The 16,256-nt window shown below is 51.3% G+C and carries 12 protein-coding genes; 10 read left to right on the top strand and 2 right to left on the bottom strand.

Annotation, left to right across the window (positions count from 1 at the left end; genetic code table 11):
• Positions 1 to 237: 237 nt before the first annotated feature.
• Positions 238 to 429: a hypothetical protein gene (locus DXU84_RS23955; RefSeq protein WP_013576041.1), complete on the bottom strand. Its 192-nt coding sequence runs from the start codon at positions 427 to 429 to the stop codon at positions 238 to 240.
• Between the two features lie 426 nt (positions 430 to 855).
• Between DXU84_RS23955 and DXU84_RS23950 the strand changes: the two genes are divergently transcribed.
• The 4 genes from DXU84_RS23950 (at position 856) to DXU84_RS23935 (ending at position 7,590) form a co-directional block, all read left to right on the top strand.
• Positions 856 to 2,142, top strand: a complete 1,287-nt coding sequence (locus tag DXU84_RS23950; RefSeq protein WP_228389056.1) for an HlyD family secretion protein — start codon at positions 856 to 858, stop codon at positions 2,140 to 2,142.
• Positions 2,129 to 4,228 carry a peptidase domain-containing ABC transporter gene (locus tag DXU84_RS23945; protein ID WP_153376774.1) on the top strand — a complete coding sequence of 700 codons (2,100 nt, stop codon included), beginning with the start codon at positions 2,129 to 2,131 and terminating at the stop codon, positions 4,226 to 4,228. Before DXU84_RS23950 ends, DXU84_RS23945 begins: the two co-directional genes overlap by 14 nt.
• A gap of 215 nt (positions 4,229 to 4,443) precedes the next feature.
• Positions 4,444 to 5,418, top strand: a complete 975-nt coding sequence (gene hemB, locus DXU84_RS23940; protein WP_013576038.1) for a porphobilinogen synthase — start codon at positions 4,444 to 4,446, stop codon at positions 5,416 to 5,418.
• 342 nt (positions 5,419 to 5,760) lie between these two features.
• On the top strand, positions 5,761 to 7,590 hold the full coding sequence (locus tag DXU84_RS23935) for a methyl-accepting chemotaxis protein (RefSeq protein ID WP_112197133.1): 1,830 nt from the start codon (positions 5,761 to 5,763) through the stop codon (positions 7,588 to 7,590).
• Between the two features lie 126 nt (positions 7,591 to 7,716).
• On the opposite strand, the gene DXU84_RS23930 is transcribed toward DXU84_RS23935, so the two are convergent.
• Positions 7,717 to 7,932 (bottom strand): YgdI/YgdR family lipoprotein, encoded by a 216-nt coding sequence (locus tag DXU84_RS23930; RefSeq protein ID WP_013576036.1) that lies wholly within the window; start codon positions 7,930 to 7,932, stop codon positions 7,717 to 7,719.
• 415 nt (positions 7,933 to 8,347) lie between these two features.
• Between DXU84_RS23930 and DXU84_RS23925 the strand changes: the two genes are divergently transcribed.
• The 6 genes from DXU84_RS23925 (at position 8,348) to opgB (ending at position 16,205) form a co-directional block, all read left to right on the top strand.
• Positions 8,348 to 9,472: a branched-chain amino acid ABC transporter substrate-binding protein gene (locus DXU84_RS23925; protein ID WP_112152190.1), complete on the top strand. Its 1,125-nt coding sequence runs from the start codon at positions 8,348 to 8,350 to the stop codon at positions 9,470 to 9,472.
• A gap of 189 nt (positions 9,473 to 9,661) precedes the next feature.
• Positions 9,662 to 10,576 (top strand): branched-chain amino acid ABC transporter permease, encoded by a 915-nt coding sequence (locus tag DXU84_RS23920; RefSeq protein WP_013576034.1) that lies wholly within the window; start codon positions 9,662 to 9,664, stop codon positions 10,574 to 10,576.
• Between the two features lie 13 nt (positions 10,577 to 10,589).
• Positions 10,590 to 11,876, top strand: coding sequence for a high-affinity branched-chain amino acid ABC transporter permease LivM (livM, locus tag DXU84_RS23915; protein ID WP_173362108.1), 1,287 nt, complete (start codon positions 10,590 to 10,592; stop codon positions 11,874 to 11,876).
• Positions 11,873 to 12,766 (top strand): ABC transporter ATP-binding protein, encoded by an 894-nt coding sequence (locus tag DXU84_RS23910; protein ID WP_013576032.1) that lies wholly within the window; start codon positions 11,873 to 11,875, stop codon positions 12,764 to 12,766. The genes livM and DXU84_RS23910 overlap by 4 nt, the downstream gene beginning before the upstream one ends.
• Positions 12,763 to 13,479, top strand: a complete 717-nt coding sequence (locus DXU84_RS23905) for an ABC transporter ATP-binding protein (protein ID WP_015690111.1) — start codon at positions 12,763 to 12,765, stop codon at positions 13,477 to 13,479. Before DXU84_RS23910 ends, DXU84_RS23905 begins: the two co-directional genes overlap by 4 nt.
• Positions 13,480 to 13,898: 419 nt before the next feature.
• Complete coding sequence (opgB, locus tag DXU84_RS23900; RefSeq protein ID WP_013576030.1) at positions 13,899 to 16,205, top strand: phosphatidylglycerol--membrane-oligosaccharide glycerophosphotransferase; 2,307 nt, start codon at positions 13,899 to 13,901, stop codon at positions 16,203 to 16,205.
• Positions 16,206 to 16,256: the final 51 nt, after the last annotated feature.

Below are 16,256 nucleotides of genomic sequence, written 5' to 3'. Positions count from 1 at the left end.
CTGGTTGGCATGTGAAAAGCATCCTGCTTTTCGGAGTGTGAGGAGACTGTATTCACATGGTGAAATTGTGGGAATAGAGTTTACTCAGAAATTTGGCTTCGTATAGTGATATTGATTCGAGAGTCTGAACAATATTTTAGGGAATAAAAAAAGCCCCCGCGTGTGAGCAGGGGCTTGTATTACTCTGACTAAGTTGCTTATAAATTAACTTTCGGTACAACAAAAGCTGTTTATAAACTAGGTTGTCAGATAGTTCTGTGCTTTAGCAAGACCATCGGAAATTTGTGAATACGCCTTGTTCACCGCATTACTGGTGTCACTCACCGCGTCCTGACCAAAGTTTGATAGGCGATCGGCAACCTTATTAACATCTTCCGACCAACCCGCACCATTAACCATTTCAATATCATGTTCTGTTAATTGTTTCATCTTAGGCCTTCCTTTTAATCTGTTAAAGCAAGTCCCCTTAAATAACGGGGGCGATGAAAACATTGAGTAAGTCTATGGAGATAATTTCTACGCAATGTCTTCACAGGGATTAAGCCTAGAGTACTGCGGACGGAATTTGACTAGGAATAATCTCCTATGTGGATTTAGATATGTAACTCATTGTTTGAAATCGTTATTAAGATATTTTTAAATCTGAATAATTAATGCAATGTGCAAAAAATAATCGAACCAGAGGCCAGGTGGTTATTTTTTATAAGACATTGAAATTAATATTACTGCGCAATTATCCCTGCGTGGTAATAACTTCATCCGGTGTTTCAGAGTAATCGCGGTGGCAGCGTGATTATGTGCTGCTATCTTTCAAAGATTCTGTTTTTACAGCCGGTTTTTCTGGAACACTTAAATATGCTCTTTCGTAAAGAGGTCAATGAACATCAGCAAAGTCACTGGGCGGGTAAGGCTTTATTGCTCGCCGGCTGGCCTTTATGGATCGTCACGACACTCACGGCCCTCTTCCTGTTTGCTTTACTGGTATTCCTGATCTTCGCTAACTACACACGTCGCATCAACGTCAGCGGTGAAATCATTACTCAGCCGCACAGCATTAATTTATTCAGCCCTGAGCAGGGCGTGGTCACCAAATTGTATGTCGATACCGGTAAACCCGTAAAAAAAGGCCAGCCTTTATATGAAATCGACGTCAGCCGCGTGACGCAGGCGGGGAATGTCAGTACCACCACGCTCGCCGCTATTAAAAAGCAGCGCGAGCAAATCGATTCCATTATTGCCCAGCTGGAACACAATAAGCAGGAAACCCTGCAAAACCTGCAACAGCAACTCGATCAGTATCAGAAGGCGCATGAAGTCTCACAAAGCATGGTGGATTCGGCGCAGGAAGGGCTGGATGCCATGAAAAAGAGCATGCAGAACTACGGGGCATATCAGAAGAAGGGCCTGATCAATACTGACCAGTTGAATAATCAGCGCTACCTGTTTTACCAGCAGCAGACATCGTTCCAGAGCCTGAACACCCAGGCGATTCAGGAAGCATTACAAATCACCAATCTGCGCAGCGAACTGGTGACACGCGCCGCCGAGTTTGATAACCAGATTTCACAGTACGGCTACCAGCGCAATGACCTCGAACGCCAGCTGGCGCAGGCCGATGCCAAAGGCTCATTGCTGATCACCGCGCCGACCTCCGGCAAAATCTCTTCGCTGAGCGTCACGCCCGGACAGATGGTCAACGCCGGTGACAGCCTCGCGCAACTGGTGCCAGCCAGTAATTCCCCGTTCTTTCTCGTTGCCTGGCTGCCGAATGAAAGCGTGCCTTACGTGAAAGCCGGCGAGCACATCAATATTCGGTACGAAGCCTATCCGTTTGAAAAATATGGCCAGTTCCCCGGCAAGGTGGAATCGATTTCCTCTGCGCCGGTTTCCGAACAGGAGCTGAATTCTTACGCCAGCGCGCCGAGAACGGCCAATGGCACGATCAGCGGGCCGTATTACAAAGTGATTGTTTCACTGGATAAAAAAGCCATGAACTGGCACGGCGAAACGCTGAATTTATCCAGCGGCATGAAAGCCGAGTCGACGTTATTCCTGGAGAAAAGGCCGCTGTATCAGTGGATGTTGTCTCCGTATTACAGCATGAAGAAAAGCGTGGTGGGGCCAATCAATGAATCTCGATAACGTACGGGAGCTGGCTGACCGCCTGCACTTTAGCTGGCGCCACCGGGTGCCGCAGATTATTCAAACCGAGGCCGCCGAGTGCGGACTGGCCAGTCTGGCAATGGTGTTTAGCTATCACGGCAAACACGTGGACTTGCAAAGCCTGCGTCAGCGCTATGGCATATCTTCACGGGGCGCGACACTGCGCACGCTGATGGATATCGCGGCAGCGAATGAGATGAAATCCCGCGCGTTAAAGCTGGATATCGATGAGCTGAACGCGCTGAAAACGCCGTGTATTTTGCACTGGGATCTCAATCATTTCGTGGTGCTGGTTGGCGTTAAACAGGGCAAAGTGATTATTCACGATCCGGCCTTTGGCCGCCGTTCGCTTGGCATGCGCGAGGTGTCCGAGCATTTCACCGGCGTGGCACTCGAGCTGTGGCCGGACAACGGTTTTACCTCGGAGAAACCGCGCGTACGGCTGGATCTGCGCAAAATGATGGGCAATGTCAGCGGCCTTATTCCGGCGCTGACCAAAATCTTCTGCCTCTCGCTGATGATCGAATCGGTCAACCTGCTGCTGCCGGTCGGGATGCAACTGGTAATGGACCATGTGATCCCGGCGAAAGACCCGGATTTACTGACCCTGATTTGCCTTGGCTTACTGTTCTTCATCATTTTCCGTACCGGCGTCAGTATGTTACGCGCCTGGACATCGCTGGTGATGAGTACGCTGATTGATGTGCAATGGAAAGCGCGGTTGTTCGATCATCTGATGAAACTGCCGCTCGATTATTTTGAGAAACGCAAACTCGGGGATATTCAGTCGCGTTTTACTTCCCTCGATACGCTGCGTACCACGCTGACCACCAACGTGGTCAACAGTATTATCGACGGCATTATGTCGGTCGGGTTAATCGTGATGATGGTGCTGTATGGCGGCTGGCTGATTTGGGTGATTCTTGGCTTCACGGCGATTTATGTCATCTTCCGCCTGACGACGTATAACGCTTACCGCCAGGTTTCCGAGGAGCAAATCGTTAAAGGTGCGCGTGCCGGTTCGCACTTTATGGAAACGCTCTACGGCATCAGCACGCTGAAAGCACTGGGTTTATCGAAAGCCCGCGCCAATTTCTGGCTCAATCTGAACATTGATAACGCCAATGCGACGGTGCGCAAAACCAGGTTTGAGATGATGTTTACCGGCGGCAACACGCTGATCGCCACGCTCGATCAGGTCGCGCTGCTGTGGCTGGGGGCGACGCAGGTGATTGACGGCCATATGACGCTGGGGATGTTTGTGGCCTTCAACACCTATCGCGGGCAGTTCTCCGAACGTGCTGCCAGTCTGCTGAATATGGTGTTGCAACTGCGGATGCTTTCCCTGCACCGCGACCGTATCGCGGATATCGCGCTGACCGGCACCGAGAAATCACTGCCGGAACGTGAGTTGCTGCGGGCGGGCGAGGCAGCGTCGCTGGAGGTGCGGGATCTGGTGTTTCAGTACGACAGCCTTTCCGCACCGCTGATCAACGGGCTAAACCTGTCGGTGGCGGCGGGCGAAAGTGTGGCGATCACCGGGCCGTCGGGGCAGGGTAAAACCACTCTGATGAAGATCATGACCGGTTTGCTGACGCCCACCGAAGGCCGCATTCTGATTAACGGTATGGATATCACCACCGCCGGACTGAACAATTACCGCAGTTGCATCGCCTGTGTGTTACAGGATGACACGTTGTTCGCCGGATCTATCGCCGAGAACATTGCCAGCTTTGATGAGCAGAAAGATGAAGCGCGTATTATTGATTGCGCCCGCCGTTGTAACATCCACGACGATATCGAACGGATGCCGATGGGCTATGAAACGCTGATCAGCGAACTGGGCGGCAGCCTGTCGGGTGGTCAGAAACAGCGTTTGCTGATTGCCCGCGCACTGTACCGCCGTCCGGCGATACTGTTCCTCGACGAGGCCACCAGCCATTTGGATCTGGACAATGAAATGCGCATCAATCAGGCGATCAGCGAACTGGATATTACGCGGATATTTATCGCCCACCGTCCGTCTACGATTGCCTCAGCAGATCGCGAGATCAAGCTCGGTTAAATCATTCCTTCAGGCGATCCCTGTTCCGGGATCGCCTTTCCAAAATTGCGGCCTCTGTTACATCTCCTCACGGAAAGTTCATCATTTGTTTAAAAGTTATTATAAAATGCGGGCTTCATCGTCTGACGGCGCTGCATCGCCTCCTGCCGTCTGAACTGTCTGTGCTCCTGTTTCTAAAAAATATCAGCGCAACAGATTAATTTTTAGGAGTTTTCATGTCGAATCAGTTCCCGAGCTCACGCCTTCGCCGCCTGAGACAGTCCGAATCCCTGCGCACTCTTTTTCAGGAAACTGAATTTAGCGTCAACGATCTGGTACTGCCGATTTTCGTAGAAGAAGAGACCTCTGAATACGTACCCATCGAAGCTATGCCGGGTGTGTTGCGTATCCCTGAATCCCGCCTGGCATTTGAAATCGAACGTTACGCCCGCGCCGGTATCCGCTCTGTTATGACGTTCGGTATTTCGCATCACATGGATGCCACCGGCAGCGATACCTGGAACGAAAACGGTCTGGTCGCGCGTATGGCGCGTATCTGTAAAGACACCGTGCCTGAAATGATTGTCATGTCCGACACCTGTTTCTGCGAATACACCTCACACGGCCATTGCGGTGTGTTGCACGACCATGGCGTGGATAACGACGCAACCCTGGTCAACCTCGGTAAACAGGCTGTCGTGGCGGCGGCTGCTGGTGCAGATTTCATCGCGCCATCCGCCGCGCAGGACGGTCAGGTGCAGGCCATCCGCAGTGCGCTGGATGAAGCCGGATTTATCGATACCTCAATCATGGCGTATTCCACCAAGTTTGCATCTTCCCTGTACGGGCCTTTCCGCGAAGCGGGCGGCAGTGTACTGAAAGGCAACCGCAAGCAATATCAGATGAACCCGATGAACCGCCGCGAAGCCGTGCGTGAATCGTTGCTGGACGAGCAGGAAGGCGCCGATGCGCTGATGGTGAAACCGGCCGGTGCGTATCTGGACGTGATCCGCGATATCCGCGAAGCCTCCCGTCTGCCACTGGCGGCGTATCAGGTCAGCGGTGAATACGCGATGATCAAATTTGCTGCACAAGCCGGTGCTATTGATGAGCGTGCCGTCGTACGTGAAAGCCTGGGCGCGATTAAACGTGCTGGCGCAGATATTATCCTGACTTACTTCGCGATGGATATTGCCGAAAACGGGCTGTAATTTTTGTTCTCGCTGCAAACCAAAACCGGGCTTCCGCCCGGTTTTTTTATGTCCTCGCGTCGGAAGCTGATACTGCGCGATGTATGTTCAGATAACGTCTTTAATATTTAAGAGTGGCAGAAAATTAAAATAATGCTTTTTTATAGAGAATTACCTCACCATTAATAGGGTGTAATTAATAAAAAAGTATTCATACAAAGAATAAGGTTTTATAGCGGTTAAATTACTGACTTTTGTAACTTAATAAACTGAGTTTTTTATTAACTAATTTTTATAGCCTGCCGATACCCCATGTGCTTCACATACAATTGTATTTATAAAAATAATGGAGAGCCATGCGCTATGAAAATATTTATGTCATATTTTGAAAATCTAAAAGTCGGGAAAAAATTAGCATTAGGTTTCGGACTTATCTTATTGCTGAGCATTGCAGTTGCTTTATGTGGTATTAAAAATCTGAATGATATTTCCATTCGAGCTGAGAAAATAAGCCAGCTTAAAGTGATAACTGACCAGTTTGCTATGGCGAAAGCTGAAAGACTGGAATATGTGAAAACGCACGATGAAAAATACATCACAATGAATGAGGTGAACTTACAGCAGGTTGATAAAAAAATTGAAAGTCTCAGGTTGCTTCGTTGGGATACAGAGCACCTGAAGATGCTTAATGAAATGTCAGAGGTCATGAAGACGTATCGTGACAAGCGTGCTCAAACGGTCCGCGAGACCCAACAACGTGATCTTGTTGTCAGTAGTTTTGTGCTGACACGCGAAGAATCTGAGATTAACAGTCTGGCTCAGTCCTATGCACGAGATCCCGCACGTGCTGTCACCGCGATCGCGTTAGGGGATATCGTCAGACACATTGATGGGGTGGCGACACGTGTAAAACTCCTCCAGTTTGAGAATACTGAGGAATCCCTTCAGGCTTTAACAGGTTTTATGAATGAATCGATTCAGCAAATGGATGCCGTCAAATCCCAGTTAAATCCGGCTGATGTCAGCATACTTGAAGAAATTGAACGCTCGGTCTCGGCCAAAAAGGCGAGTGCCGGAAACTACCTCCAATCCTATATTGCTGAGCAGGAAGTGACTCAGTTGCTTGCGAAAGCAGGCGGCAAGCTGACTACCCTGAGTGACAATATATTTGAATCGGAGCTGAGCGCGGCGCATGACGATATCAGAAATGCAGTTATATGGATGACTTCACTCCTGGTAGCAGCAGTCTTATTAAGTATTGGCATTGCACTGATTATTTCCCGCCAAATTGTGAAGCCTCTGGCTGACACGCTTGACGTCGCCAGACAGATAGCGCGCGGTGATTTAAGAGCCCATCTCAATACCACGCGTCGTGATGAGCTGGGAGAACTGATGCAAGCTGTAGATGAGATGAACACCGATCTCCGCCGTATCATCGGGGATATTCGTACCGGTGTGACGCAGGTGAGCCATGCCTCCGCAGAAATTGCGGCAGGTAATAATGATTTATCCGCACGCACTGAGGAACAGGCTGCTGCGCTTGAAGAAACGGCAGCCAGCATGGAGCAGTTAACTGCGACGGTTAAACAGAACGTGGACAATATTCATCATACCAGCCGCCTGGCGGGCAGTACTTCAGAAACGGCGAATAAAGGCGGGCAACTCGTCTCTCATGTGGTGAAAACTATGAATGAAATTACTGCAAGCTCAGCAAAAATTGCTGAGATTACGACGGTAATTAATAGCATCGCTTTTCAGACCAATATTCTGGCTCTCAATGCGGCTGTTGAAGCGGCGCGTGCTGGCGAACAGGGGCGGGGATTTGCTGTTGTGGCAAGCGAAGTGAGAAGCCTTGCGCAGAGAAGCGCTCAGGCTGCAAAAGAAATAGAAGGTTTAATTGGTGAATCGGTAGAGCGAATTAATGCAGGGTCAGATCTGGTAGAACAGGCGGGGACTACCATGCATGACATTGTGACCAAAGTGGCTAATGTTACCGAAATACTGAATGAAATTACTCAGGCATCGGATGAACAGAACAGGGGAATATCTCAGGTAGGGCAGGCAATAGTGGAAATGGACAGCGTGACTCAACAAAATGCGGCCCTGGTGGAAGAGTCTTCTGCTGCCGCCAATGCGCTGCGAGATCAGGCACAAAATCTTGCTGCGTCTGTTTCACGTTTTATTACTGAGTAATCTGATTCTCAAAACAGTCGTGATATTGCGTGCCGTTTGTGCACCACATAGCATGACTGTTTTGTTAAGCCGACCATGTGTGTCATCGGCCAGGTTTTGAGATAAATGCAATTCCCATCCGTAACCCTACTTCTTCACAATGCCCGCAATATCATTGGTGTTCATCAGATGATAATCGCCATTCATGTCGGTGTAGCTGGTCATGCCGGTATTGCGGTCACGATCCGGTTCGCCGTGGGCGAAAAACTGGTCGCCGGATTTGGTGTTAATCACATAATCGCTGGCGCAGCCAGTTAACGACAGAGCCAGAACCACAGCCGTCAGGCAGGATAATTTCTTCATTGTTCAGTAGTTTCCCGTTGCAATCATCTGCCCATATTACAAAACAACCCGCCGCAAGAAGCAAAGAATAAAAATGTCACCCGGCGTAAGCGTGCGTGCAAAACCGTGCTTGTGCACCAGCGCGGTGCGATGTGATCCCGTCGTTGTTTCTGTCAGTTGCCCGTAACGCTCTCCCGTCGCTATCTATACTCACATAACCCGTCACATTCTCAGAGGTTGAGTAACAATGGCAGATATTTTGCTTATGTTTTTTTACCTTTGATGTTTTCACCCCCGGAGATAAGCGGGAAACCCTCAGTCTTAAGGCTTAAGCGTTAAATTTCAGATTTTCTGATTACGACTTCGTGTTGGTGTTTTTGCTACATGCGTTTTCCATAACCCGTTTTGCATAAACTCTGTCCTAAGGATCATGATGATGTCGATGAAATTTATTAAAAGTCCTCTTTCTTTGTTGCTGGCAGGCTGTCTGGTCACTGCGTTTACCGCGCGTGCGGATATCGTGATTGGCGTCGCTGGCCCGTTCACCGGCCCGAATGCCACCTATGGCGATCAGTACTGGCATGGTGCCACCCAGGCCGCTGAAGACATTAATGCCGCTGGCGGAATCAACGGCGAGAAAATCAAACTGGTGCAGGGCGATGATGCCTGCGAACCGAAACAGGCCGTTGCGGTCGCTAACCGTCTTGTTGATCAGGATAAAGTGCAGGCGGTGGTCGGGCATTTTTGTTCATCTTCTACCATGCCCGCATCTGAGGTGTACAACGATGCCGGAATTATCGCCATCACGCCGGGATCCACTAACCCGCAAATCACCGAACGCGGCATGAGTGATATGTTCCGCATGTGCGGACGTGACGACCAGCAGGGGCAGGTTGCCAGTGATTACATCATCGACAAGCTGAAAGCCAAAAAAGTGGTCATCATCCACGACAAAGACACCTACGGGCAGGGGCTGGCGGATGCCACCAAAGCGGCGCTTAACAAGCGTGGCGTGAAAGAAGTGATGTATGAAGGCTTATCGCGCGGCGAAAAAGACTTCAACGCGCTGGTCACCAAAATCAGTGCGCAGAAACCGGACGTGGTGTTCTTCGGCGGTTGCCATCCTGAAGCCGGTCCGCTGGTACGCCAGATGCGTGAGCAGGGCGTGCAGGCCACGTTCTTCTCCGGCGACTGTATCGTCAACGAAGAAATGGTCACAGCCGCAGGCGGCCCGCAATATACCAACGGGATTCTGATGACCTTCGGCAAAGACCCGCGTCTGATCCCGGAAGGCAAAGTCGTTATCGATAAATTCCGCGCCAGCAAGTTCGAGCCGGAAGGCTACACCCTCTATTCCTACGCCTCCGTGCAGGCGATCGCCGCCGCCTTCAAAGCCACCGGCGGCAGCGATTCCGCCAAAGCCAGCGCCTGGCTTAAAGCCAACAGCGTCGATACTGTCATGGGCAAAAAAGCCTGGGACAGTAAAGGCGACCTGAAAGTCTCTGATTACGTGGTTTATAAATGGGACGACAAAGGCAAATATCAGGAAGTTAAGGAATAAAGCACTCTTATTTGCCATTTTGAACCCGGGCAGTGCTCACTCTTTATGAAAGAACTGGCTCACGTACTTAATGTACGCTCCGGCTCTTGTGCGCTGGCCGGGTCCAAACTGGCTGCAACGATAACGCTTTATCAGCTTTAATGAATGCGCCCTTAGCCAGGCGCGGTCACAAAAAGAGACTGCGTATTTATGGATTCATTCTTCCTGCAACAACTGTTTAATGGCATTACGCTCGGTGCTGTCTACGGTCTCATTGCCATCGGCTACACCATGGTTTACGGCATTATCGGCATGATCAACTTTGCGCACGGCGAAGTGTATATGATTTCGGCTTACCTCTGTGCCATCGCGCTGGCGCTGCTTTCCTTCTTCGGGCTTCACTCTTTTCCGCTACTGATCCTGGGCACGCTGGTGTTCACCATCGTGGTCACCGGCGTGTATGGCTGGGCGATTGAACGCATTGCCTATAAGCCGCTGCGTAATTCGACCCGTCTTGCACCGCTGATTTCTGCTATCGGCATGTCACTTATCTTACAAAATTACGCGCAAATCAGTCAGGGGCCGCGACAGCAGGGCATTCCGACCATGCTGGATGGCGCATTCCGTTTTCATATCGGCGAAAGTTTTGTCCAGATGACCTACACCAAAATTTTCATTCTGGTGGCGTCGCTGGCTGGCATGCTGGTTTTATCGTGGATTATCAGTAATACCAAACTTGGTCGTATGTGTCGTGCGGTGCAGCAGGACAGAAAAATGGCTTCCATTCTGGGTATTAACACTGACCGCATTATCTCGCTGGTCTTCATGATTGGCGCAGCGATGGCCGGACTGGCCGGGGTTCTGGTGACCATGAACTACGGCACGTTTGATTTCTACGCCGGTTTCATCATCGGCATCAAAGCTTTTACTGCGGCGGTGCTCGGCGGCATTGGTTCATTACCCGGCGCGATGCTGGGCGGGCTGATCCTGGGGATTGCCGAAGCGCAGTTCTCGGGCATGGTGAATTCCGATTACAAAGATGTGTTCTCCTTTGGATTGCTGGTGGTGATCCTCATTTTCCGCCCTCAGGGCCTGCTGGGCCGTCCGGTCGTGACGAAAGTGTGAGGGAAATAAAATGATGTCACAAACTGCTGTGAACAGCGGATTTTCATTTAAACGCTGTCTGCTGGATGCCATTTTTGCCGGGCTGGTGGCGCTGATTATTTTCGGGCCGGTGGTCGGTGTGGTGCTCGATGGTTACAGCTTTAACTTTCATAGCCAGAGGCTGGTCTGGATCATTGCTGCGGTGATGACGGGCCGCTTCCTGCTCAGTGCATTTTTAGAAACCACAGCCGGGCAGAAAATGCGTGCGCGTTTCGAATCCGACAGCGCGGGCGTCTATGTCCGGTCGCCGGATTATAAAAGTCATCTGCGCTGGGTTATTCCGCTGCTGATTGTGCTGGCCATTTTCTTCCCGTTCGTCGCCACCAAATACATTCTGACGGTCGCCATTCTGGGACTGATTTATGTGTTGCTCGGCCTCGGGCTGAATATCGTGGTCGGACTGGCCGGTTTGCTCGATCTGGGGTATGTGGCGTTTTACGCCATCGGGGCTTACGGGCTGGCGCTGGGGTATCAGTATCTCGGCCTCGGCTTCTGGTCGATGCTGCCGCTGGCGGCGGTGATGGCCGCGCTGGCGGGTGCGTTGCTGGGTTTCCCGGTGCTGCGTATGCACGGCGACTATCTGGCGATCGTGACGTTAGGTTTCGGTGAAATCATCCGGCTGGTGCTGACCAACTGGTTGTCGTTTACCGGCGGCCCGAACGGTGTTTCCGCGCCTCCGCCCACCTTTTTCGGGCTGGAGTTTGGCCGGCGGGCAAAAGAGGGCGGCGTGCCGTTCCACGAGTTTTTCCATCTGACCTATAACCCGAATATGAAATTTATCTTCATCTATGCTGTGCTGGTTCTGGTGGTGTTGCTGGTGTTGTTTATCAAACACCGGCTGACCCGCATGCCGATTGGCCGCGCGTGGGAAGCGCTACGTGAGGATGAGATTGCCTGCCGCGCGATGGGGCTGAATCATGTGCTGGTCAAGCTGTCTGCCTTTACCCTCGGGGCTTCCACGGCCGGAATTGCGGGCGTGTTTTTCGCCACGTATCAGGGCTTCGTTAATCCGACGTCTTTCACCTTTTTCGAATCTGCACTGATTCTCGCTATTGTGGTTTTGGGCGGTATGGGCTCAACCATCGGCGTGGTGCTGGCGGCATTTGTGCTGACCGTCGCGCCGGAACTGTTGCGCAGCTTTGCCGAATATCGCGTATTGCTGTTCGGCGTTTTAATGGTGGTGATGATGATCTGGCGGCCACGCGGGTTGATCCGCATCAGCCGCAGCGGGTTTGCCGTGCGTAAAGGAGTCGCGCCATGAGCGAAGCGTTAGCGGATAACAACATCCTGAGTGTCGAGCATTTGCGCATGCATTTCGGCGGCATTAAGGCACTGAACGATGTGAATCTTGCGGTGAAACGCGGATCGATTACCGCGCTGATCGGCCCGAACGGCGCAGGAAAAACCACAGTGTTTAATTGCCTGACAGGTTTTTATAAAGCGTCCGGCGGCAATATTTTGCTCAACACGCGCCGCCGGACGACCAATGTGATCCAGGTGCTCGGGCAGAAATTTCAGCCTGATGACTGGATAAAACCGGCGCAACTGGGCAAACGTATTTTCTACAAAATGTTCGGCGGTACACACCTGGTTAACCGCGCCGGGCTGGCGCGTACCTTTCAGAATATCCGGCTGTTTCGTGAAATGTCGGTGGTTGAAAATCTGCTGGTGGCGCAGCACATGCAAACCAACCGCAACCTGATTGCCGGTGTGCTCAATACGCCGGGTTATCGCCGTGCGGAAAATCAGGCGCTGGACCGCGCATTTTACTGGCTGGAAGTGGTGGAACTGGTGGATTGTGCCAACCGGCTGGCAGGGGAAATGTCTTACGGTCAGCAGCGCCGGCTGGAAATCGCCCGTGCGATGTGTACCGCGCCGGAAATGATTTGCCTGGACGAACCGGCAGCCGGTCTGAATCCGGTTGAAACACGTACGCTGAGCAAAATTATCCGCTTCCTGCGCGATCATCACGACATCACCGTGCTGCTGATCGAACATGATATGGGCATGGTGATGGACATTTCCGACCACATTATCGTGCTCGACCACGGCGATGTGATTGCCGAAGGAATACCGCAGGCTATTCAGAACGATGAGAAAGTCATTGCCGCGTATCTGGGTGCTGATGAAGACGACGAGGTCAGCTTATGAGCGACGCGATGCTGGAATTTCGTGATGTGAATGTGTATTACGGGGCGATTCAGGCATTACAGCAGGTCTCTTTGCAGGTGCATGAGGGGGAAACGGTGGCGTTGATTGGTGCTAACGGTGCCGGGAAATCAACGCTGCTGATGTCGATATTCGGTCAGCCACGTATACAGAGCGGGCAGATCCTGTTTCGCGGGGAAGATATCAGCCGCAAATCGACACACTTTGTGGCTTCGGCTGGCATAGCGCAATCGCCGGAAGGGCGACGTGTTTTTCCGGATATGACCGTGGAAGAAAACCTGCTGATGGGCACCATTCCCGTCGGGAATAAACACGCGGCAGAAGATCTGCACACCATGTTTGAGTTATTCCCGCGCCTGAAGGAACGCCGTAAACAACGGGCGATGACCATGTCCGGTGGTGAACAGCAAATGCTGGCGATTGCCCGTGCGCTGATGAGTCGCCCGAAGCTGTTACTGCTCGATGAACCGAGTCTTGGGCTGGCGCCTATTATCGTTAAACAGATTTTCCAGACCTTGCGCGAACTGGCAAAAAACGGCATGACTATCTTTCTGGTGGAGCAAAATGCGCATCATGCGCTCAGGCTTTCTGACCGGGGTTATGTGATGGTCAACGGACAAATTCGGCTTAGCGGTTCAGGCGAAGAACTTTTACATAATCAGGAGGTGCGGAAAGCTTATCTCGGAGGAATCTGATTTTTCATCTTCAATGCCCGCGATACCCCGTATTGCGGGCCTTCCCGCCAACTTTTTTCCGCATTTTCAACCTGCCTCCACATTTCGCCCACAGTATTCCGCTATCATGCAATTCTTACAGAAAGGTGACCGGAAAGTTAATTTTCTGAGGTATCATGCGGAATTAGCTGTCATGAATTTGTAAAACGTCAGTTTTTTTGGGCACATCAGTGGCCTGAAGCCGTGTTAAGGCGTTGACCCACCAGGATCAACAGGCTATATAGCGCTATCCGTTTTTGGCATGAATTTTCCTGTCTCAGGGATGAAGTAAGTGAATGACAAACGGGTCATTCGCTCGATGAGTTGAACCGTCGGCGCTGCTCGTAAAACAGCAGAAATGGGTCGTAGAGTTTATTGTTTAAATCAGACAGGGTGCTGAAATGGCTTCTGAGATAATTTCCTTCGTATTATTTCTTTCTTCTATTTTTCTCTACGTCACGCGGGCGTCGGCCAGCCGTGTCTGGTTTTCACTGGTGCTGTTTTTCCTCGGGCTTTACGTCATTCTTAACGTCATCCTGATCGGCAGCAATTATTTCACCGGTGAAGGCATCACGGACGCGGTGTTATATACCGTCACCAGTAGCCTGAAAGGGGCGGGGCTCAATAAATATATCCTGCCATTTATCGGTTTACTGGCAGGGCTTGTCAGCGTATTCGCTTTGCTGGCGTGGGGGCTGAAGCAGCGTCGTGCCAAAAACAGCAGCGCGGTCTACAGTGCGCTGGCCGTGGTGCTGGCGGTCTTTTCTGTCGGTTCCACACAGGCATTCCAGAACATCTCGCGTCTGGTCAAAACGCAAATCTCAGGCAGCGGTGCAGATTTTAGTACCTATTACAAAGTGCCCGAAAAAGCCATTAAAGGCGCGAAAAAGCCTAACCTGGTTTATATCTACGGCGAGAGTCTGGAACGCACGTATTTTGATGACAAAGTCTTCCCCGGCCTGACCACCGAATTAAACCGCCATAAAGCGCAGAGTACCGATTTCACAAACACCAAACAGTTGCCGGGCACTGGCTATACCATCGCAGGTATGGTGGCTTCTCAGTGTGGGATCCCGCTGTTTGCGCCGTTTGATGGTAATGCCTCCAGTGCACTGGCGACTTTCTACCCTGAAAACGTCTGTCTTGGCGATGTGCTCAAAGGTGCAGGTTATACCAACTATTTCTATCAGGGCGCTGAACTGGCTTTCGCAGGCAAAGGGACCTTCCTGAAATCCCATGGTTTCGACCATCTTTATGGTTACAACGAATTGCGTCCGACTGTCGCGGACCCGTCTTATAAAAATGACTGGGGCTGGTATGACGACACCTTGCTGGATGAGGTGTACAAAAAATTCGTGACACTGAGTCAGGAAGGTAAGCCGTTCTCACTGTTCACGCTGACCGTTGATACGCATCATCCGGACGGCTTTATTTCCCGCGGCTGTACCCGCAAGGAATATAAAGTGAACGGTAAAGCCAACCAGTCACTGAGCGCGGTGTCCTGTAGTCAGGAACTGATTGCCGCATTTATCGATAAGATTAAAAAGTCCGGTTATTTCGATAACACCATCATTGTGGTGTCTTCCGATCATCTGGCGATGAACAACACGGCTTACAACATTCTGACCAAACAGAACCGTAAAGACCTGTTCTTCGTACTCGACGGCCGTCATCCGGCGGGGGAGCTGAACGGTGCGAAACGCAGCACCCTGGATAATGGCGCGACCGTACTGGATATGATGGGCGGCGACAACTACATCGGTCTTGGACGCAGCGGTGTTTCTGCGACATCGATGACTGCGCAGTTCCTCAATATTGATGACAAAGTGAATGCCTGGAAACCGGCGGTCATCAAACAGTGGGGCTTCCCGAACAGCATCAAAGACTATGCGGTGAATACCAAAGACAGCACTTTCACCTTCTCCGGCATGACCATCAAAACGCCGTTTATTCTGAAGGTCACGGCAGACAAAATTGAGCCGATGTTTGATGTCTATCTGTCCACGCCGCTGAAAAAACAACTGGCCGGACTGGCGACCAGCGATAACTTTGTCTGGGTTGATAAATGCTACGAAATGGGACGCGTCTGGGCACCAGAGTTGTCGCTCAATACCGGCCTGTGCGTTGCATCGGGGAACCTCGGGGCGAAGCCGACGATCGTGCAGATCACCGGTGATACCTTCAAAGGTAAAGTGGACTTCGTGAAAGACACCTCGGGCAGCAATGCGATTTATCAGCAAACCCTGAAGACGCTGAACATTGATGATTCCGCCACCACTTATCAGTCGAAAGCCATCGCTTTTATGGTGCCGGGATTGCCGGAGCAGGTAAAAGCGATTACCGGTGTTTCAGCCGTTGAAAACTGGGGACGCTGGTCAGATGCCAATCTGGCACCGTCGGTGAAAATTGATTACGTTAAACCGCTGCCCGCCACCTTTGATGTGGTGATCCGCGCACGGGCTTACGGCAATAACATCGATAAGCCGGTTTCCGTCCGTGTCGGGGATCAGGAGCAGTTTGTCACCTTCGGCGATAAAGACGGTATCGTGAAAGTACAGTTCACCAATCCGGGAGCGGAGCAAAGTATCGTCATCACGCCGCCGGAACCGACCGAACCCACTGAAGGCACCAGCGGCGGCTTCCAGCCTCGTAAACTGGGCATCGGCATGGTTTCTCTTGAAGTTCAGCCGGTGGATCCGCAGTCTTAATCCGCTGTTTGCCCGAAATGTTAAAAACCCGCTCCGGCGGGTTTTTTATTG

This window comes from Rahnella sp. RcJ3 (genome assembly GCF_009498575.1).
In the GTDB taxonomy this organism is placed as follows: Bacteria; Pseudomonadota; Gammaproteobacteria; order Enterobacterales; family Enterobacteriaceae; genus Rahnella; species Rahnella aceris.
This window is presented reverse-complemented; position numbering and strand designations above follow the sequence as displayed.

Excerpts from the sequence above, each read along its gene's own strand:
- DXU84_RS23945 (WP_153376774.1), top strand. The coding sequence starts at position 2,129 with ATGAATCTCGATAACGTACGGGAGCTGGCTGACCGCCTGCACTTTAGC.
- opgB (WP_013576030.1), top strand. The coding sequence starts at position 13,899 with ATGGCTTCTGAGATAATTTCCTTCGTATTATTTCTTTCTTCTATTTTT.
- DXU84_RS23905 (WP_015690111.1), top strand. The coding sequence starts at position 12,763 with ATGAGCGACGCGATGCTGGAATTTCGTGATGTGAATGTGTATTACGGG.
- DXU84_RS23920 (WP_013576034.1), top strand. The coding sequence starts at position 9,662 with ATGGATTCATTCTTCCTGCAACAACTGTTTAATGGCATTACGCTCGGT.
- hemB (WP_013576038.1), top strand. The coding sequence starts at position 4,444 with ATGTCGAATCAGTTCCCGAGCTCACGCCTTCGCCGCCTGAGACAGTCC.
- DXU84_RS23935 (WP_112197133.1), top strand. The coding sequence starts at position 5,761 with ATGAAAATATTTATGTCATATTTTGAAAATCTAAAAGTCGGGAAAAAA.
- DXU84_RS23950 (WP_228389056.1), top strand. The coding sequence starts at position 856 with ATGCTCTTTCGTAAAGAGGTCAATGAACATCAGCAAAGTCACTGGGCG.
- DXU84_RS23955 (WP_013576041.1), bottom strand. The coding sequence starts at position 429 with ATGAAACAATTAACAGAACATGATATTGAAATGGTTAATGGTGCGGGT.
- DXU84_RS23925 (WP_112152190.1), top strand. The coding sequence starts at position 8,348 with ATGTCGATGAAATTTATTAAAAGTCCTCTTTCTTTGTTGCTGGCAGGC.
- DXU84_RS23930 (WP_013576036.1), bottom strand. The coding sequence starts at position 7,932 with ATGAAGAAATTATCCTGCCTGACGGCTGTGGTTCTGGCTCTGTCGTTA.
- DXU84_RS23910 (WP_013576032.1), top strand. The coding sequence starts at position 11,873 with ATGAGCGAAGCGTTAGCGGATAACAACATCCTGAGTGTCGAGCATTTG.
- livM (WP_173362108.1), top strand. The coding sequence starts at position 10,590 with ATGTCACAAACTGCTGTGAACAGCGGATTTTCATTTAAACGCTGTCTG.